18 protein-coding genes are annotated in these 17,670 nt (G+C 66.5%); 10 read left to right on the top strand and 8 right to left on the bottom strand.

Annotated features, from left to right (window positions below):
- Positions 1-29: 29 nt before the first annotated feature.
- From Q9246_RS23930 to Q9246_RS23915, 4 genes are read right to left on the bottom strand one after another with little or no spacing between them, the layout of a single operon-like run.
- Positions 30-836, bottom strand: a complete 807-nt coding sequence (locus Q9246_RS23930) for a TatD family hydrolase (protein ID WP_306393658.1) — start codon at positions 834-836, stop codon at positions 30-32.
- Positions 837-839: 3 nt separating this feature from the next.
- Positions 840-1,535 (bottom strand): lipoprotein-releasing ABC transporter ATP-binding protein LolD, encoded by a 696-nt coding sequence (gene lolD, locus Q9246_RS23925; protein WP_306393657.1) that lies wholly within the window; start codon positions 1,533-1,535, stop codon positions 840-842.
- A complete protein-coding gene (locus tag Q9246_RS23920; protein ID WP_306393656.1) occupies positions 1,528-2,793 on the bottom strand; it encodes a lipoprotein-releasing ABC transporter permease subunit in 1,266 nt (421 codons plus the stop codon). The genes lolD and Q9246_RS23920 overlap by 8 nt, the downstream gene beginning before the upstream one ends.
- Positions 2,794-2,817: 24 nt before the next feature.
- Positions 2,818-4,110 carry a lipoprotein-releasing ABC transporter permease subunit gene (locus Q9246_RS23915; RefSeq protein WP_306393654.1) on the bottom strand — a complete coding sequence of 431 codons (1,293 nt, stop codon included), beginning with the start codon at positions 4,108-4,110 and terminating at the stop codon, positions 2,818-2,820.
- A 154-nt stretch (positions 4,111-4,264) separates the two neighbouring features.
- On the opposite strand from Q9246_RS23915, the gene Q9246_RS23910 reads away from it, so the two are divergent.
- Positions 4,265-5,278, top strand: coding sequence for a hypothetical protein (locus tag Q9246_RS23910; protein WP_306393653.1), 1,014 nt, complete (start codon positions 4,265-4,267; stop codon positions 5,276-5,278).
- A gap of 7 nt (positions 5,279-5,285) precedes the next feature.
- Complete coding sequence (recJ, locus tag Q9246_RS23905) at positions 5,286-6,989, top strand: single-stranded-DNA-specific exonuclease RecJ (RefSeq protein WP_306393652.1); 1,704 nt, start codon at positions 5,286-5,288, stop codon at positions 6,987-6,989.
- Between the two features lie 47 nt (positions 6,990-7,036).
- Here the strand turns inward: recJ and Q9246_RS23900 are convergent, their stop codons facing one another.
- On the bottom strand, positions 7,037-8,062 hold the full coding sequence (locus Q9246_RS23900) for a S41 family peptidase (RefSeq protein WP_306393651.1): 1,026 nt from the start codon (positions 8,060-8,062) through the stop codon (positions 7,037-7,039).
- 292 nt (positions 8,063-8,354) lie between these two features.
- On the opposite strand from Q9246_RS23900, the gene Q9246_RS23895 reads away from it, so the two are divergent.
- On the top strand, positions 8,355-8,630 hold the full coding sequence (locus Q9246_RS23895; RefSeq protein ID WP_306393650.1) for a PadR family transcriptional regulator: 276 nt from the start codon (positions 8,355-8,357) through the stop codon (positions 8,628-8,630).
- Positions 8,627-9,805 carry an FtsW/RodA/SpoVE family cell cycle protein gene (locus Q9246_RS23890; RefSeq protein ID WP_306393648.1) on the top strand — a complete coding sequence of 393 codons (1,179 nt, stop codon included), beginning with the start codon at positions 8,627-8,629 and terminating at the stop codon, positions 9,803-9,805. The genes Q9246_RS23895 and Q9246_RS23890 overlap by 4 nt, the downstream gene beginning before the upstream one ends.
- A gap of 35 nt (positions 9,806-9,840) precedes the next feature.
- On the opposite strand, the gene Q9246_RS23885 is transcribed toward Q9246_RS23890, so the two are convergent.
- Positions 9,841-10,605 (bottom strand): YdcF family protein, encoded by a 765-nt coding sequence (locus tag Q9246_RS23885; RefSeq protein WP_306393646.1) that lies wholly within the window; start codon positions 10,603-10,605, stop codon positions 9,841-9,843.
- Between the two features lie 134 nt (positions 10,606-10,739).
- Between Q9246_RS23885 and Q9246_RS23880 the strand changes: the two genes are divergently transcribed.
- Complete coding sequence (locus Q9246_RS23880) at positions 10,740-11,846, top strand: metallophosphoesterase (RefSeq protein WP_306393644.1); 1,107 nt, start codon at positions 10,740-10,742, stop codon at positions 11,844-11,846.
- Here Q9246_RS23880 and Q9246_RS23875 read toward each other — a convergent pair.
- Complete coding sequence (locus Q9246_RS23875) at positions 11,838-12,911, bottom strand: MBL fold metallo-hydrolase (RefSeq protein ID WP_306393642.1); 1,074 nt, start codon at positions 12,909-12,911, stop codon at positions 11,838-11,840. The genes Q9246_RS23880 and Q9246_RS23875 overlap by 9 nt on opposite strands.
- 306 nt (positions 12,912-13,217) lie before the next feature.
- On the opposite strand from Q9246_RS23875, the gene Q9246_RS23870 reads away from it, so the two are divergent.
- From Q9246_RS23870 to Q9246_RS23860, 3 genes are read left to right on the top strand one after another with little or no spacing between them, the layout of a single operon-like run.
- Positions 13,218-14,381 (top strand): sialidase family protein, encoded by a 1,164-nt coding sequence (locus tag Q9246_RS23870; RefSeq protein WP_306393640.1) that lies wholly within the window; start codon positions 13,218-13,220, stop codon positions 14,379-14,381.
- The gene (locus Q9246_RS23865) at positions 14,381-15,103 is read left to right on the top strand and encodes a hypothetical protein (RefSeq protein WP_306393637.1); all 723 of its coding nucleotides are present in this window, start codon (positions 14,381-14,383) and stop codon (positions 15,101-15,103) included. Before Q9246_RS23870 ends, Q9246_RS23865 begins: the two co-directional genes overlap by 1 nt.
- A gap of 34 nt (positions 15,104-15,137) precedes the next feature.
- Positions 15,138-15,929 (top strand): hypothetical protein, encoded by a 792-nt coding sequence (locus tag Q9246_RS23860; RefSeq protein WP_306393636.1) that lies wholly within the window; start codon positions 15,138-15,140, stop codon positions 15,927-15,929.
- Between the two features lie 24 nt (positions 15,930-15,953).
- Here Q9246_RS23860 and Q9246_RS23855 read toward each other — a convergent pair whose 3' ends face one another.
- The gene (locus Q9246_RS23855; protein ID WP_306393635.1) at positions 15,954-16,397 is read right to left on the bottom strand and encodes a YybH family protein; all 444 of its coding nucleotides are present in this window, start codon (positions 16,395-16,397) and stop codon (positions 15,954-15,956) included.
- Positions 16,398-16,524: 127 nt separating this feature from the next.
- On the opposite strand from Q9246_RS23855, the gene Q9246_RS23850 reads away from it, so the two are divergent.
- On the top strand, positions 16,525-16,962 hold the full coding sequence (locus Q9246_RS23850; protein WP_306393634.1) for an antitoxin Xre/MbcA/ParS toxin-binding domain-containing protein: 438 nt from the start codon (positions 16,525-16,527) through the stop codon (positions 16,960-16,962).
- A gap of 11 nt (positions 16,963-16,973) precedes the next feature.
- Positions 16,974-17,660: an RES family NAD+ phosphorylase gene (locus tag Q9246_RS23845; protein ID WP_422802401.1), complete on the top strand. Its 687-nt coding sequence runs from the start codon at positions 16,974-16,976 to the stop codon at positions 17,658-17,660.
- Positions 17,661-17,670: the final 10 nt, after the last annotated feature.

Genomic DNA, 17,670 nt, shown 5'->3' with positions numbered 1-17,670 from the left:
CCTGAACTTCCCTTTAGGCTGACTGTCGTCTACACGACGCCACACAGTCCGGAAAGACGGGGGATCGCGGCGATCGAAGCCCGATATGCCGCAATACGGACCTCGTCGACACCGATGCCGCGCAGTTCCGCCAGGGTGGCGCCGATGGCGGGGAGCTGTTCGGGACTGTTGCGTCCCGGATGAATCCAGCTCGGCGCGATGTCGGGCGAGTCGGTTTCGAGCACGATCGATTCCAGCGGCAGCTCGGCCGCCAGGCGCCGGATCTGCAGCGCGCGCGTGAAGGTCATGTTGCCGCCGAATCCCAGGTGGAATCCGAGGTCAATGAAATTCTGAGCCTGCTGGAAACTGCCGTTGAAAGCATGGGCGATCCCCCCACCTGGGCGAATCTGGCGCAGGTGCTTGAGCACCTGGTCTTGCGAGCGCCGCACGTGGGTGAGTACCGGCAGGTCGAAGTCACGCGCGATGCGCAACTGCTCGCGGAAGAACCGTTCCTGTTTCTCGCGCATCTCGGGGGTGGTCAGCTCGGGCAGGAAGAAATCGAGCCCGATCTCGCCGATGCCGACAAAGCGCGGGTCGCTCATCGCCGCCTCGACCCGGGAACGCATATGATCGAGATCCTCGTCGCGGGCCTGCGGCACGCAGATCGGGTGTATGCCCAAGGCATAGCAGGCGTTCGGACTGCCATGCGCCAGGCCGGCCACGGCGTCGAAATTACCCCGCTCGACCGCCACGATCACGATCATCGACACCCCGACCTGCTGCGCCCTGAGCGCGACGCCGGCGCCGTCGCCGCCGTATTCGCGCGCGTCAAGGTGGACGTGGGTATCGATCCACATGGCTTATCCTTCCGCTGGCTGCAGGCCGTGCTCGGTCATGCGCAGCACGCGGTCGCAGCGGCGCGCCAGTTCCATGTCGTGGGTGACGATCACGAAGGCGGTGCCGAGGGTGCGCGACAGCTCCAGCATCAGGTCGAAGATGACTTGCGCCGTGGTGTGATCCAGGTTGCCGGTCGGTTCGTCGGCCAGCACGCATGCGGGTTGCGTGACCAGCGCGCGCGCCAGCGCCACCCGCTGGCGTTCGCCGCCCGACAGCTCGCCGGGACGGTGCACCACGCGCTTGCCCAGGCCTACCCGCTCCAGGATCGCCTGGGCCTTTTCGAGCGCGCTGGCGCGCGATTCGCGCCGGATCAGGAGCGGCATCATGACGTTGTCGAGCGCCGAAAACTCGGGCAGCAGGTGGTGGAACTGGTAGACGAAGCCCAGCGCCGTATTGCGCAATTCGCCGCGGCGCGCCTCGGACAGGCTGGCGAAATCCTCGCCCTTGAGCGTGACCACGCCGCGGCTCGGCGTATCCAGGCCCCCCAGCAGGTGCAGCAGCGTCGACTTGCCGGAGCCGGACGCGCCGACGATGGCCACGCGCTCGCCCCGGTGGACGGCGAAATCGACGCCGTCGATCACGCGCACCTCGGCGTCGCCCTGCCTGAAGGTCTTGCCCAGGCCGCGGCAGGCCAGGATGGGCGTCGATGCGTCACTCATAGCGCAGCGCCTCCGCCGGTTTCACGCGCGAGGCGGCCCAGCTCGGGTACAGGGTGGCGGCAAAGGCCAGCAGCACCGAGATGACGCCGATGATGCCGACGTCCGGCCAATGCAGGTCGGACGGCACGGTACTGATCAAATATATATCTTTGGACAAGAACTCCACTCCCAGCAAACGTTCGATGAACGGGACGATGACATCGATGTTCAGGCTCACCGCCACGCCCATGCCGATGCCGGCCAGCGTCCCCAGCACGCCGATCACCGCGCCCTGCACCATGAAGATCTTCAGGATGGATTGCGGCGACGATCCGAGCGTGCGCAGGATCGCGATATCGGCCTGCTTCTCGGTCACCGTCATCACCAGGCTCGAGACCAGGTTGAAGGCGGCCACCGCGATGATCAGGGTGAGGATAATGAACATCATCTTTTTTTCGGTCTGTACGGCAGCGTACCAGTTGGCATTGAGCTTGGGCCAGTCGCGCACATTGAGGTCGCCCGTCATCGAGGCCTTCAGCTGCGCCGCCACTTCGGGCGCCTCGCGCATATTGGCGGTGCGCAGGCGCAGGCCGGACGGCGCCTGCAGGCGCTCCAGGCGCTGGGCATCCTCGATGTGGATGAAGGACAGCGCGGCGTCGAAGTCGAAGTGGCCCGCCTCGAAGATGCCGGCCACGGTGAAGCTGCGCGTGCGCGGCACCATGCCGGCCGGCGTCACCTGGCCCTGGGCCAGCACCATCGTCACCTTGTCGCCCAGGCTCACGCCGAGCGCGCGCGCCAGCGCATACCCGAGCACGATATTGAACTGGCCCGGCTCGAGCGCGTCGAAGCTGCCGGCGCGCACCTGCTGCGCCACGGTCGATACCTGGTTCTCTTCGCCCGGCAGCACGCCGCGTACGACCGAGGGCCGCATCACGCCGTCGCGCACCAGCAGGCCCTGGGTCTCGACGAAGGGCGCGGCGCCCAGCACCGCCGGATTGCGCAAGGCCTGCTGCGCCTTCTCGCGCCAGTCGGGCATGCTGCCGGCATTGTCGAACACCTCGATATGGGCCAGCACCGACAGCATGCGGTCGGTGACCTGCTTCTGGAAGCCGTTCATCACCGACAGCACGATGATCAGGGCCGCCACGCCGAGGGCGATGCCGGCCACCGAGATCAGCGAGATGAAGGAAATGAAGCTGCTGCGCCCGCTGCGCTTGCCGGCCCGCGTATAGCGCAGGCCGACCTGCCATTCATACGGCAGTTTGTGGATGATGCTCATGTGTTCCCATGATTGGTTGGACGATTATTCATACCGCAGCGCCTCGGCCGGCTTCACGCGCGACGCCGCCCAGCTCGGGTAGATCGTGGCCAGGAAGGACAGCAGCACGGCCACGCCGCCGATCCAGCCGACGTCGTTCCAACGCAGCTCGGACGGCATCTCGCTGATCAGGTAGACCTCTTGCGACAGGAAGTGCACGCCCAGCAGGCGCTCGATGGCAGGGACGATGACGTCGACGTTCAGCGCCACCAGCACGCCCAGGCCGACGCCCAGCAAGGCGCCCAGCATGCCGACCAGGGTCCCCTGCACCATGAAGATCTTCATCACGCCGCGCGGCGAGGCGCCCAGCGTGCGCAGGATGGCGATGTCGGCCTGCTTGTCCTTGACCGTCATGACCAGCGTCGACACCAGGTTGAAGGCGGCCACCGCCACGATCATGGTCAGGATAATGAACATCATGTTCTTTTGCGACTGCACGGCGGCGAACCACACGGTATTGACCTTGGTCCAGTCGCGCATGATCAACTCACCCGCCATCGATCCCTGCAACTCGTAGGCCACGCGCGGGGCCTGCTGCAGGTCGGCCAGGCGCAGGCGCAGGCCGACCGGCATGCTGGCGCCGGTAACCGCCTCGGCGTCCGCAATGTTCACCAGCGCCAGCGTGGAGTCGAATTCGAAGTGTCCAGCCTCGAAGATGCCGGACACGGTCAGCGCGCGCGGGCGCGGCAGCGCGTTCGGCCCGCCCTCGCCTTGAGCGCCGGCGCCGCCCAGGATGCCGCCGCTGGCCACCAGCAGCGACACGCGGTCGCCCACGCCGACGCCGAGCGACGTGGCCAGCGCCCGGCCCAGCACGATGTTGAAGGAACCGGGCCGCAGCGAATCGAAGCTGCCCTCCTTCATCTGGCGGACCACGTCGGATACCTTCGCTTCTTCGGCGGGCTCCACGCCGCGCAGCAGCGCCGGCTTCATGACGCCGTCGACCAGCAGCATCGATTGCGCATCCAGGAAAGGCGCGGCGGCGCGCACCTCCGGGTGGCGCAGCGCCTGCTGGCTGGTGGCGCGCCAGTCCGGCAGCGCGCCGCGGGCGTCGAAGATCTCGACATGGGCCAGCATCGACAGCATGCGGTTGGTGACTTCCTTCTGGAAGCCGTTCATCACCGACAGCACCACGATCAGGGCGGCCACGCCAAGGGCGATGCCGGCCACCGAGGCCATCGAGATGAAGGAAATGAAGCTGTTGCGGCCGCTGCGCTTGCCGGCGCGGGTATAGCGCAGGCCGATCTGCCATTCATAGGGAAGTTTATGGGTGATGCTCATACAGTCTGTTCTTGTTCTCCTGGCCGCGCCAAGCCGGCAGTTTGCCAGACAATCCACTTTTATGGCGCGGATTATCAAAAAACCATGTGCAAACGCCTGCCGACAACCCGCGATCGAATCCTCCCGCCGGCCGAATTTGGCCTAAAATAGCGGGATGGCTCATATTACGCTTGTCCTGCCGTTCGCCCTCCCGCTCCCCGAATTCGCTCCCGACCTGGTCCGCGCCCTGCAGGCGCCGGCCCTGGCAGCGCTGCTGTCGCGCACCTCGTCCGTGCAGCGGGCCCCGGCCGGCGACCTGGCCCACGCCCTGCCCCACGAATCCTGGCTGGCGCGCGCGCTCGGCTTGGACGCCGGCGGCCGCCCCGCCTTCGCCGCCGCGGCGATGCGCGGCTTCGGGCTCGACTTGGCGCGCGGGCGCTGGCATGTGGTCACGCCGGCCCATATCCAGATCGCGCGCAGCCACCTGATGATGGCCGACACGCGCCAGGTGGCGCTGGACGAAGACGATGGCCGCGCCCTGTTCGAGGCCGCCCGCGCCCTGTGCGAAGAGATCGGCCATCCGCTGCGTTATGGCGACGCCCATACCTGGTTCCTGCGCGCCGACGACTGGGGTTTCGACACCGCCAGCCCGGACACCGTCGCCAATATGGACCTGACCGACTTCATGCCGAAGGGCGCACAGGCCCAGGCGTACCGGCGCCTGCAGAACGAGGTGCAGATGGCCTGGCACGCCCATCCCGTGAATGCCGCGCGCGAGGCGCGCCGGCTGCCGGTGGTGAATGCGTTCTGGGTATGGGGCGCATCAAACGCGGCGCCGGCCGCCTCGCCACAATTGGCCACCCATGCCGTTCCCGGCTGGCTGGCCGCCGTAGGCGCGGATCGGCTGGCATCCCTCGACCGCCTGGACGGCGTGCTGGCCCGCGACGGCCTGCTGGTCGCCGGCAACCTCGGCGAAGCCGCGCTGGCGGCCGACTGGAATGGCTGGCTGCAGGGCATGCAACACCTTGAAGCGACCTTGTTCGCGCCGCTGCTGGCGGCCGTCAAGGCTGGCCGCGTGAACACGCTGCGGATGGTGCTGAGCAGCCGCGAAGGCCTGATCGAGGCCACCACCACCGCGATGGCGCAGCGAAAATTCTGGCGCCGCCCGACACTGGACCTATTGACCTGACCGCAACTTGACTTCCAAGACCCGCATTTCCACCCGCCCCTGCCCGTTCCGCATCTCGGAACTGCTGCGCCAGGATGGCGTCCACCCGGTGCTGGCGCGCATCTATGCCGCCCGCGGCCTGGAACATGTGCGCGAGCTCTCCAGCGAGCTGGCGGCGCTGTCGCCGCCGGCCGGCCTGAAGCACATCGACGCCGCCGCCGTGTTCCTGGCCGACGCCATTGGCGCCGGCAAGCGCATGACCATCGTCGCCGACTACGACTGCGACGGCGCCACCGCCTGCGCGGTCGCCCTGCGCGGCCTGCGCGCGATGGGCGCCGAAGTCGATTACTTCGTGCCCAACCGCGTGGTGCACGGCTATGGGCTGACGCCCGGGATCGTCGAGATCACGGCGCGCGAAAAAAACCCGGACATCATCGTCACGGTCGACAACGGCATCGCCAGCATCGAGGGGGTCGAAGAAGCCAACCGGCGCGGCATCGAGGTGGTCGTGACCGACCACCACCTGCCGGGCGACAGCCTGCCGCCGGCGCGCGTGATCGTCAATCCGAACCAGCCCGAGTGCGGCTTCCCCAGCAAGAACCTGGCCGGCGTCGGGGTCGTGTTCTATGTGCTGCTGGCCTTGCGCGCCGAGCTGCGCCGGCGCGGCGTGTTCGACGCCCAGACCCAGCCCAAGCTCGACAGCCTGCTCGACCTGGTTGCGCTGGGCACTGTCGCCGACGTGGTCAAGCTCGACGCCAACAACCGCATCCTGGTCGCGCAAGGCCTCAAGCGCATGCGCGCGGGGCGCATGCATGCGGGCGTGGCGGCGCTGTTCCGCGTGGCCGGGCGCGAAGCGCGCTGCGCCTCGCCGTTCGACCTGGGCTTTGCCGTCGGGCCGCGCCTGAATGCCGCCGGCCGGCTGGAAGACATGGCGCTCGGCATCGAATGCCTGACCACCGACGACGAGGGCCGCGCCTGGGCCATCGCCCAGCAGCTCAACGAGATCAACCTCAAGCGGCGCGAGATCGAGGCCGAGATGCAGGACACCGCCCTGCTCCACCTGGACAGCTTCGAGCCCACCAGCGCCAGCACCATCGCCGTGTTCGACGAAGGCTGGCACCAGGGCGTGATCGGCATCGTCGCCTCGCGCCTGAAGGAAAAATTCTACCGGCCGACGATCACCTTCGCCCCGGCCGGCGACGGCTGGATCAAGGGCTCGGGGCGCTCGATCCCGGGCTTCCACCTGCGCGACGCGCTGGATCTGGTGTCCAAGCGCGTGCCGGGGCTGATCGACAAGTTCGGCGGCCACGCGATGGCGGCCGGCCTGCAGATCCGGCACGACGCTTTCGGCCACTTTTGCCAGGCCTTCGAGACGGTCGGCCAGGCCTGGCTGACCGAGGCTCAGCTCGAGCGCATCGTCGAGACCGACGGGCCGCTGGAAGACGAGTTCTATTCGACCCAGTTCATCGAACTGATGGACGGCCAGGTGTGGGGGCAGGGTTTTGCGCCGCCGGTGTTCTGCGACGAATTCCGCGTGGTCAGCCAGCGCATTCTCAAGGAGCGCCACCTGAAGCTGCTGCTGGAGAAGAATGGGCGGCGCTACGATGCGATCTGGTTCGGGCATCCTGAGAGTTTGCCGGAACGGGCGCGGGTGGCGTTCAGGCTCGATGCCAATGAGTACAATGGGGTGACCAAGGTACAGCTGTTGGTGGAGCATGCCGAAGCGGCTTGAGGCACATACGCCAGCGGAGGCGCACGCGCTGAGGCTCGGCCATGGGCTCAGGACGACGGCGCAAGTTCTATCAGTCTGGCCTGGACTTCCGCCCTGCTTGCCGCGTCTCGCTCGTCCAACTCTAGCTTATTAAGAATCAGAATTTGAGCACGGGTCAGCGCCTCAACCGCTGGGACAGCGACATCCGGCGCCACACCGACACCCTCCCAGTCTTGCAGGGTAACAGGATCCCGGGCCGTTGACGTGGGCACCATCAGTGCGAGGTGTGGACTGATCCGCTCGATGCTCGACGGATGCGCACCACCGCGCGTCGTTTCTCCCACGATCGTCACGCGCTTTTGCCCCCGCAAGGCGAATGCAAGGCCTTCGGCTGCCGAGAACGTCGACTTGCTGGTCAGCAGATACACGTCTTTCTCGCCGCCGTAACGGACACCAGGGACCGCAGGCGAAGTCCATTGCTGCTCTGTTCTATCGCCTTTGCGAGTGTAAAGGTCGGCAATGTGCTTGCGCTCATCGAACAGATAACTTGCCATGAATGGAACTGCCGCACTCGATCCACCGTCGTTGTCACGCAAGTCGATAATGAGTGCATCCGTGTTCGCCAACAATGTCATTGCTGCGCCGATAGAAGGTGCCGACGATGTCACGGGTGCGAAAAACCGCGTCCTTAGATAGCCTATGTTTCCAGGCAAGCGCTCGACGCGTTCGATGCCATGGTTTTGCGCTCGCAGATATTCCTCGCGCCGGGCGATTTCCGACGACGTCGGAGCGGCACTGCTGCCTGACGAGGTCGGCGTTACACTGTACATCAACCGCAAATGCGGGTCCCGGGTTTCATTCGACAGGATGTCGGTAACTTTTTTTGCGAAGGCCTCATCGCTCATCGGCCTGGCGAATTCTGCGCGTTGCAGCGCGCGCCCTATGTTCTTTACCTTGTCGGGATCGATATAGAGCTCATGTATTTTCTCGACTACCTTGTGTATCTCGGCTTGCCGTGCAGTTTCTGGCCCGGATTCGGCTTGGACAGAACCGATCAGCAAAGATGCGGAAAGCATGAGAAAACAGCGACGCATGATGAGCTCCAGAAAATGACATTGGCGTTGAGGTAGAAGAAGCGCGCGCGGAGACGGGCACAGCGTTCATACCAAGTACAGGAATTGTTCTCTAGATTAGCTAGTCTAGACACTGAAGTCTACAAGACTTTGATAGTCATGCGGGTTTTATGCAAAGACGATCAAGGCAGGCCTGAAGCAATGCCTCCTCAGTCGGGAGCCATCGATATCAGCAGAAAAGATTGGACGTTAAATCTACCTAGGTAGATAATAAAGCATGACTCGCACACGCGCCCTCTCACCCCACGCCAGGATGGTCCTCGCCGCCCTGCTCCACGCCAATGGCGAATGGTCCCACGGCTACGAACTGGCCCGGCTAGCCGACGTCAAATCGGGCACGCTGTATCCGCTTCTCATCCGCCTGGAAGCGCAGGGCTATCTTGAAGCGGAGTGGCAGCAGCCATCCGAAGGCGGACGACCGCCGCGACATGCCTATCGGCTGACCGCGAGCGGCATGCAACTCGCCCGCGACAATCTGCCTGTCGACAGCGGGACGCCAGCCATGCGGATCCGAAAGGCAGCCGCATGAACAGGAGCCTCCGGCGTGGCATTGCCGACCTGGCCTGTCGAGTCTTGCAGGCAGCGCTTCCGCCGTCGCTGCAGTCATGGGGGCAGGCGATCCGCTGCGAGACGGCCGACATCCCCGACGACACCGAAGCGCTGCGGTATGCGCTCGAAAGCTTTTGCGGACTGATGCCGCGCGCGCTCGCATGGCATCTGCTCCGCCCCTTCGCGTCGCTGACCGGCGATGGCCCCCCCTTCCACGGAGACCCGATCATGATGAACCTCTTCCACGCCACGCTGCGTCGTCCACGGGTAACAGGCGTCGCCAGCGCCATCGGCGCCGTCGCGCTGGGCCTTGTGTACATGGCGCTTGCGGGCGCGCCGATGCGCTATCTCGGCATCAATGCCAGTGCCCTGCTTCTCGGCCTGGCGCTGCTGGCGCTGCTCGGGCGTAGCTTGCCCGGGGGCCGGCGCCTGACCACGGCGGCGCTCGTGGCGATGGCGGGCGCATTGCTGGCCACCGCGCTGCTTGGCCACAGTGTCGACGGCGCAGCCCGCTGGGTGAGGCTGGGCGGGTTCTCGATCCAGCCAAGCCTGATCCTGCTGCCGGCGATGCTCGTCGCGTTTGCACGCTGCCGCAATGCGCTTACGACCGTGGGCATGGTCGCTGCCGCAATGGCGCTGGCCGGCCAGCCTGACCGGGCTATGGCCGGCATGCTGGCCGTCGGACTGGCCGTGCTCGCCATCATGCGCCGCGACAGGTTCGTCGTGGCGGCGCTCTGCGCGAGCATCGCCGGCTTCGTCGCGACCGTGGTCCGTGCCGACACGCTGATGGCGGTTCCGTACGTCGACGGAATTCTCTACTCGTCGTTCGAGGTGCACGCGCTTGCCGGCGCAGCGGTAATGGGCGGCTCGCTCCTGCTCCTGGCGCCTGCCATCGTCGGCTGGCATCGCGATTCGCCGAACCGCGAGAGCCATGCCGTCTTTGGCGCGCTCTGGCTCGCCGCGATCGTGGCAGCCGCCCTCGGAAACTATCCGACGCCGCTCGTCGGTTACGGCAGCAGCGCCATCATTGGCTTTGCACTCAGCCTACTCGCCCTGCCTACATTGGAGGGCGCGCACGATACCGCAAGTACCCGGGCATGCAGTGAGGCCGACACGACGCCACCGGACCAGCATCTGCTCACGGGCCTGGCATGATCCGCGTGTCCTCATACAACCCGATCTTGAGCGCTCTACGGCGCTTCCCCTGACCGCATCCGATACCAGGCAATCCCGATCAACTCATACGACGCATACCACGAGCGTCGCATCCCCTCGGCGCTAGGCACCCATGCACCCAGTCTGCGCGCCTGGTCGCCAAAGAACATGGTCGGCGCATCCGTCACCGCCAACCCCTGACGCTGGAACACCGTGCGGGCACGCTCCATGTGCATCGCATCGGTCACCAGCAGCACCCGCGTGACGCCATCCGCACGCAGCAGCGCGGCGCTGAACGCGGCATTCTCGGCCGTGTTGCGCGATCGGTTCTCGACCCATCGGACCGGCACACCGAAATCCTCGCGCAGCGCCGTGGCCATCGCGTCGGCCAGGGGGTTGAGAGCTTCCGGGCTGCCCCCGCTGACCAGGATCGGCATACCGGTACGCCGCTGCAGGTGGGCCGCGTAACGCAGCCGCCCCAGGCCGATGTAATCGGGGATGTCGCGGCCAGCATATTCCGGCGCCTCTTGCAGCCGCCCGGCGGACAACACCACGATCGCCTGCGCGCCGCTGCGTTCGGGCGCGAGCAGCGGCGTCGTCATCCGGTCCAGCGGCGCGACCAGGAAACTGGCGCCCGCATTACTCGACAGGAAAACGAGCAGCACGAGCGACGACGCGGCCAGGACAGTACCAAAGCGCGGCCAGCGACGACGCGCCAGCAAGCCGAACCCGATCAGCAGGAACAGGCTGCCGGGCGGCAGGATCAGGTTGCGCGGAATCGCATTGAGCAGGTCGGTCACTGAGCAAGGCATCGTTAACAAGGACGACCGAGTATAAACCTCAAGATAATTCCCGGCGACATGAACATTGCATTAACGCTATGATTGACCGGTTTTGGTCTTCCGATGCCGGCTAACGCACGGCGTAAGTACACATGTTTTCGATCATCCTCAACGTCATCGGCACGCTGATGCATTTCTATGTGGCGCAGCGCCTGCATGCGCTCGGCCCGGTCCGCGCACGCGTCCATGCGCGCTGGTGGTGGCTTGGCGCCGTCGTGGTGTGGGCCGTCTACCTGCTGGGCGTGCGCCTGGGCGACGCCGCGCTCGACTGGCGCTGGTGGCCGGGGCAATTCGCCATGACCTGGCTCGGCATCCTGTTCGTCATGACCCAATACCTGCTGCTGGCCGACCTGGTGACCGGCTTCGGCCTGTGGCTGCGCCAATGGGCGCCGAGGATCCTGGCGGCCGGCGCCATCGCCGGCGTGTCTGTCAGCGCCTTCGCCATCTTCCAGGCGGTGCGCGCCCCAGCCATCGTGGAACACGAGCTCATTCTGGCCGGCCTGCCGCAGGAACTGGACGGCATGACCCTGGTCGCCATCAGCGATACCCACCTTGGCGCCCAGCGCCGCGCCGCCTGGCTCGGCAAGCGGGTAGATCAGATCAACGCATTGGGCCCGGCCGCTGTCGTGATGCTGGGCGACCAGGTCGAGGACGAGCCGATCAACGACGACCAGCTGGCGCCAGTGCTGCGCCGCCTGCGCGCGCCGCTGGGCGTGTGGGCGGTGACGGGCAACCATGAATACTATGGCGACGCCGGCGGCACGATCGCGGAATTCGCGGCCGGCGGCGTCAAGTGGCTGCGCGACGAGCGGGTCGAGATCGCCCCGGGCCTGCACCTGGCGGGCCTGGACGATATCGGCCGCGCCATGCGCGGAGGCGGCGACATTTATGCAGGGCTGGGACGCACGATCCCGAGCCGGGCGGAGGGCGCCACCATCCTGCTGGCGCACATCCCGGCGCCCGGCCTGGTCGAACGCGCGGCGCGCGAAGGCGTGAGCCTGATGCTGTCCGGGCATACCCACGGCGGCCAGATCTGGCCCTTCGACTACCTGGTCAAGCGCGAATTCCCGCACCTGGTCGGGGTGCACCGCGTCGGCGACATGCAGCTGGTGATCAGCCGCGGCGCCGGCGGCTGGGGGCCGCGCATGCGGCTGTGGCAGCCGGGCGAGATTCTCAGGCTGACGCTGCGCTCAGCGTAGGGTCTCGCCAATCTTCATCACGAAGAACGCATCGTCGGCCACGCCCTGCGCCTTGCGCGCGGTGGCGAGGTCGATCGCGGCCTGGTCCAGCCGCTCCTGCCCCATCGGATACGTCCCCCAGTGCATGCCGACGCTGCGCTTGATGCGCAGCTCGCGGTGGATGCGCACCGCCTCGTCCGGGCTGACGTGCGAATTGCGGTACCAGACCGGCTGGTAGGCCCCGATGCCCACGGCGGCCAGGTCGAAGCCGTCGAAGCGCGCCGCGATGTCCTGGATATCCTTCGAATAACCGAGGTCGCCCGAAAAGAAGAAGGAATGACCCGGCCGCGTCACCGCGAAGCCGCCCCACAGCGTCTCGTTGCGGTCCCACAGCGAGCGCGCCGACCAGTGGTGCACCGGCAGCAGGTGCAGTTCCAGCCCCTGCACCACGGTCTTGTCCCACCAGTCCAGCTTGACGATCCGCGAACGGTCGCCGCCCGTCACGTTCTTCTCTAACCAGATATCCACGCCCAGCGGCGCCACCAGCAGCGGCGGGCCGCCGGCCTGGCGGTACAGCTGGCGCAGCGAATCGCGCGACAGGTGGTCGTAATGCGAATGGCTGATCAGGATGACGTCGATGCGCGGCAGGTCGGCGATCGCCACGCCCGGCGGCTGGTGCCGCCTGGGGCCGGCGAACGATAGCGGCGAGGCGCGCCCGTCGAAGACCGGGTCGGTCAGGATGTTGACGCCGGTGCCGGTCTGGAAGAGAAAGGTCGCATGGCCGATCCAGGTCAGCGCCGGCGTGTCGCGGTTGGCGTGGATGAAGGCCAGGTCGGGCGCCACCACGGGAATCGGCGCACTCGGCGCCCGCACCGATTCGTCCTCGGTCCAGTTGCGGATGCGCGCCGCCCAGCCCTCGAAGAAACCGAGCTTCGGCCGCTGGTAGGCGGGATTGTTCGGGTAGTTGTTGGCGAAACCTTCAGGCCGGTGATGCGGCTTGCTGGAGTCGAAATACGGGTTTTGGTTCGCGCATCCAGACACAAGCAAGCCGAGCACCATGATGAGTAAAACGGGGAGAGTTCGCATGCAGCGGCGTCCAGTCTGTCTAAAACGCAAGTATAGGCCGTGTTGTCAAAAAATTGCGGGGATGTTGGCGACCTTGCCACTTTCTGCCGGTTCGCGATGGTATTCACGCGTAATGACGTCATTTTCGGACCGTTTCTCGCCTCTGCCTGATGTGTTTTGCGCGGCTTTCCGGTACGATAGCGCCTTTTCCTGGCCGGCTATTTAGCGCCAGCAATCCCGCAGCGCCGTGGCATCGCTTCCGGGACCGTCAATGTCAGAGCCCGCCAGTGCAGGACGCGTCTGCTGGGTTCCCTCTACTGGAAGCGAATGGAGAATCCCCCGATCCCTCAGCCGCGCCCCCGCAATCTCGTCTTGCTCGGCTGTGTGCTCCTCGTGCTGCTCATGCTCGGCGCCGAAGGCATGCGCTGGATGCGCGGCGCCCATGCCGCGTCCCAGCCAACGCTCACAGGCGCCGTCGGCGCCGGCCCGGTCACGCTCACCGAACTGTCCCACACCCACATCCCTGCCCCAAAAGGCATGCCGTCGGCCCACGCCAGTTCGATGACGCCGCTGCCGGGCAACCGCCTGCTGGCCTTCTGGTGGGCCGGCAGCCGCGAGAGCGGTCCCGACGTCCAGGTCTATGCCTCGACCTGGGCCAATGGCGCCTGGAGCACGCCATGGGTGGTCGCCAGCCGCGAATCGCTGGGCGCCGAACTCGGCTACGGCGTGCGTCGCATCGGCAATCCCGTCGCCTGGACCGACCGCGACGGCAAGATCCACCTGTACGTGGTCGCCACCGGCCTCGGCGGCTGGGCGGCGTCGCGCATCGCCCACATCGTGTCGACCGATCAGGGCGCGAATTTCCGCGTGCGCCGCGTGCTGCCGACCTCGCCGCTGTTCAATACCAGCGCCCTGGTGCGCACCTCGCCGCTGGCGCTCGCCGATGGCGGCTGGTGGCTGCCCGTCTATTTTGAAATCGGCAACAAGTACCCGATGCTGATGGCCTTCGATGCCCAGGGCAACCCGACGTCGCTGGCGCGCATCGGCAACAGCACCTCGACCCTGCAGCCGGCCATCGTGCCGGTCTCGAAGACCGAGGTGCGGGCCCTGCTGCGCGACGACAGCGAAGCGCGTCGCATGCAGCATGCGGCGAGCCTGGATGGCGGCGCCAGCTGGCAAGACCTGCCGGCACTCGACCTGCCCAACCATAACACCTCGATGGCGGCGATCCGCCTCGCCAGCGGCCAGTTCCTGATGCTGTACAACCACGCCGCCGACGACGCCTCGGCGCGCAGCGTGCTGCGCCTAGCGATCTCGGACGATATGCGCAGCTGGCGCACGGTGGCCGACATCGCCAGCGGCAAGGCCGGCGACGAGTTCTCGTATCCGACCCTGCAGCAGGTCGGCGACGAACTGCACGTGACCTATACCTGGCAGCGCCAGGCGATCGCCCACCACCGCTACCGCATCCAGACCGGAGGCACCATCTGATGAACCTGCCGGATCTGTCCCTGCAACTCCTGTACGGCCGCCTGGGCTGGGCCATCGTCGCCGCCACCCTGGCGTGCGCCCTGTGGCGGCGCGCGGCGCCGATATCGCGCCTTGCGCTGGGCGCCGTGCTGGCGCTGTCGCTGGCGGCGATGGCGCTGCCGGGCGAGCTGTCGCCGGCCTGGTGGCTGGGCCTGGCCTTCCAGTATCCGAGCGGCCTGCTGGTCGGCTGCTGCCTGCTGCGCCTGACCGAGCGCTGGCACGGCATCCGGCGCAGCCAGGTCATGCCGCAAACGCTGGCCGGGGTGCTGGCCGTGACCGGCGCCCTGCTCTATCTCGACGCCGTCGGCTTCCTGGCGCGCGGTTTCTATTACGCCGGCTTCGGCCCGGGCCTCGCGCCGGCCCTGGCGATCGTCGCCGCGGCCGGCTGCGTGCTGGCCATCGTGCGCGGCCATGCGCGCGGGCCGGCGGCCAGCCTGCTCGGCGCGCTGGTCCTGTTTTCGCTGCTGCGCCTGCCCACCGGAAACCTGTGGGACGCCTTGCTCGACCCGCTGCTGTGGGGCTGGGCCATGGTCACCTTGCTGGTCGGCGCCGTGCGCCGCACCGGCCGCCGCGCATCGGACCGCATGGCGGCGGTCGAGCCCGAATCCGCACCGGCGCCCGGCCTGCAACCGGCCGCCACCGAACATTTTTCGTCCCTGAAGGAGCAAGTTAGTGGTAAATAATCCAGTCGTTAATAATAAATGGTACAAGCACCCCGTGATCGTCACGGGCATCGTCATCAACGCCTTCTGCCTACTGCTGGCCCTGATCTGGTCCAATAATCCGCATGAACTGGCGCGCCTGCTGGTCGAGGACGGCATCGTCGAATGGATGCAGTTCCTGGCGTTTTCGCTCACCTCCGGCCTGCTCGGCTACGTCGCGATCGACCGTTACAAGACCGAGGGTTTCAATTTCGGCGTACTGGTGCTGGCCGGCCTGACCGGCCTGGTGGCCCTGGCCGCGCTGGAGGAAATCAGCTGGTTCCAGCGCATCCTGCAAATCCAGTCGCCGGAATGGTTCCTGCAGAATAACCGCCAGGCCGAGACCAATCTACACAACCTGGGCTTTGGCGAAGAAAGCCTGCACAAGGCGGTGCTGCTCAAGATCATCGTCATCACTGGCCTGATCCACAACCTGTTCCTGCCGCTGCTGGCGCGCAAGCGTCCCGCCATCCGCGACTTCGTCGAGCGCTTCGGCCTGTACCTGCCGCCGCTGGCCGCCTCGGTGCCCTACCTGATCCTGGTGATCCTGTCGCACCTGCTGGTCGACCATCCGCGCAAGGGCGAGCTGGGCGAGACCTTCGGCGCGGTGCACTACATGGCCACCGTGTTCGGCGCCTACTTCCTGGGCATCGCCTACAATAAAAAGCCGCTGTTCGAAGGCCTGGCCGCGCGCCGCGTCACGGTGCTGTTCGTGATGCTGATGCTGTACCTGTTGATGACCGGCTGGATGCTCAGCGCCGGCGCGGGCGCCGATGCCGCCCTGCTGAGCGGCGTGGGCAAGGACTGATCCTCGCTCCTGGCCGGGGCGGCTCTACTGCCTGCAGTCGCAGCCCCGGTCGAACACCACCGCCCACCGTCCTGGCGCCTCCAGGCGCCACACCGAGTTGAAGCTGCCGATCCGCCGCCCTTGCGCGTCGCGGATCGGACCAGTGCTGTAGGCCAGCGTGCCCGACGCGACCACCTCCACCTGCTTGGGTTCCCACGAGAATGGCGGCTCCCCGCCGTCGTAGTGGCGGCGCCATGCCGCCAGGACCGCCTCCTTGCCGCGCAGCGCGTCGCTGCCCGTCATGAAGACCGCTTCGCGCGACAGATAGCGCCCGAATCCCTCGAAATCGCGCGCCGCCATGGTCGCGGCGAAGGCGCGCTCGTGCGCCATCACCTGGCTGGTCAGGTCTTCGTTCGATACCCGCGCACGGCCAGCGGCCGCGGCGGCCACGAGGCAGACGGCTATCAGTGAGAGCGAGCTCAAGCGCATACGGTACGGTCCAGGAAAATTTGCTGTTTGGCAATCAGGCGATTCTGTCACGCAGCGGCCCGCTTGACAACCGGCCCTTGCATGCGATACTTATTCGGAGTATAAATACTCCAATATCGGAGGAATCATGAGCCTGGCCTATGCCTACCCCAAGAGCCGCTTCGAGCCGGCAACCCTGGTCGACCTCAATTCACGCACCGAGCGCGAACGCCTGTCGCAATCGGCCCTGAAGGGTTTCTTCAGGCTGACGGCGGCCTGGGGCGTGCGCGACGACGATGCGCGCGAGCTGCTCGGCGGCCTGTCGTCGTCGTCGTTCTACGACTGGAAGAAAAACCCGGACCGGGTGCTCGAAGTCGACCGAATCACCCGCATCTCCTACCTGCTCGGTATCTATAAGAGCCTGCACATCCTGTATGGCGACAAGCTGGCCGACGAATGGGTGCAGCTGCCCAACACCAACCCCATCTTCGCCGGCCGCACGCCGCTCGCCTTCATGCTCGGCGGCGGCCTGCTGGCGATGCAGAGCGTGCGCCGCCTGCTCGATGCCCGGCGCGGTGGCCTGTGAGCCTGCAACTGGTGGGAAGGCCGCAGCCGCGGCTGACGCTGCTGCGCCAGAACGACACCTGCCGCCTGATTCCCTCGCGCTTCGCCGACATGGAAGATTCGGTGCTGGCGCCGCTGGCCGACAGCGACGACATCCTGCGCGACCTGTTCGAACTCGATAACGCGACCAACGACCGCCTGCGCGGCGAGTCCGGGCTGTTGCCCGGCATCGGCATGGACGAACTGGTGTTCGGCCTGCCCAACTTCCGCATCGTCAATGCGGCCTTCACCTATGCCCGGCCCGAGGGCAGCCGCTTCAACGACGGCGAGCGCGGCGCCTGGTATTGCGGCTTCGACACCGCGACCTCGCTGGCCGAGGTCATCTTCCACAAAACGGTGGAATATGCCGAGATCGACCGCTTCGACGACAGCGTCAGCTACCAGTGCCTGCTGGCCGACTTCAGCGCCAGCTTCCACGACCTGCGCGGCATGGCGGCCTATGCCGACTGCCTCGATCCGGGCAGCTATGTCGCCTCGCAGGCGCTGGCGAACGCGCTACTCGACGACGGCTCGATGGGCGTCATCTATCCCAGTGTGCGTCATCCCGACGGCACCTGCCTGGCCTGCTTCCGGCCTGCGCTGGTCGGCAACGTGCGCAAGGCGCAGACCTATCGGTTAACATGGGCAGCCTCGCCGCATCCTGCGGTCGAGATTCTTTGAACAGATTCAC

It is taken from the genome of Telluria beijingensis, from assembly GCF_030770395.1.
GTDB classification, from domain to species: Bacteria; Pseudomonadota; Gammaproteobacteria; order Burkholderiales; family Burkholderiaceae_D; genus Telluria; species Telluria beijingensis.
The sequence above is the reverse complement of the archived record's forward strand: the minus strand, read 5'-3'. Positions and strand labels throughout refer to the sequence as shown.

Excerpts from the sequence above, each read along its gene's own strand:
- Q9246_RS23900 (WP_306393651.1), bottom strand. The coding sequence starts at position 8,062 with ATGCGTCGCTGTTTTCTCATGCTTTCCGCATCTTTGCTGATCGGTTCT.
- Q9246_RS23930 (WP_306393658.1), bottom strand. The coding sequence starts at position 836 with ATGTGGATCGATACCCACGTCCACCTTGACGCGCGCGAATACGGCGGC.
- Q9246_RS23870 (WP_306393640.1), top strand. The coding sequence starts at position 13,218 with ATGGAGAATCCCCCGATCCCTCAGCCGCGCCCCCGCAATCTCGTCTTG.
- Q9246_RS23915 (WP_306393654.1), bottom strand. The coding sequence starts at position 4,110 with ATGAGCATCACCCATAAACTTCCCTATGAATGGCAGATCGGCCTGCGC.
- Q9246_RS23855 (WP_306393635.1), bottom strand. The coding sequence starts at position 16,397 with ATGCGCTTGAGCTCGCTCTCACTGATAGCCGTCTGCCTCGTGGCCGCC.
- Q9246_RS23850 (WP_306393634.1), top strand. The coding sequence starts at position 16,525 with ATGAGCCTGGCCTATGCCTACCCCAAGAGCCGCTTCGAGCCGGCAACC.
- Q9246_RS23865 (WP_306393637.1), top strand. The coding sequence starts at position 14,381 with ATGAACCTGCCGGATCTGTCCCTGCAACTCCTGTACGGCCGCCTGGGC.
- Q9246_RS23875 (WP_306393642.1), bottom strand. The coding sequence starts at position 12,911 with ATGCGAACTCTCCCCGTTTTACTCATCATGGTGCTCGGCTTGCTTGTG.
- lolD (WP_306393657.1), bottom strand. The coding sequence starts at position 1,535 with ATGAGTGACGCATCGACGCCCATCCTGGCCTGCCGCGGCCTGGGCAAG.
- Q9246_RS23895 (WP_306393650.1), top strand. The coding sequence starts at position 8,355 with ATGGTCCTCGCCGCCCTGCTCCACGCCAATGGCGAATGGTCCCACGGC.
- Q9246_RS23910 (WP_306393653.1), top strand. The coding sequence starts at position 4,265 with ATGGCTCATATTACGCTTGTCCTGCCGTTCGCCCTCCCGCTCCCCGAA.
- Q9246_RS23890 (WP_306393648.1), top strand. The coding sequence starts at position 8,627 with ATGAACAGGAGCCTCCGGCGTGGCATTGCCGACCTGGCCTGTCGAGTC.
- Q9246_RS23920 (WP_306393656.1), bottom strand. The coding sequence starts at position 2,793 with ATGAGCATCATCCACAAACTGCCGTATGAATGGCAGGTCGGCCTGCGC.
- Q9246_RS23880 (WP_306393644.1), top strand. The coding sequence starts at position 10,740 with ATGTTTTCGATCATCCTCAACGTCATCGGCACGCTGATGCATTTCTAT.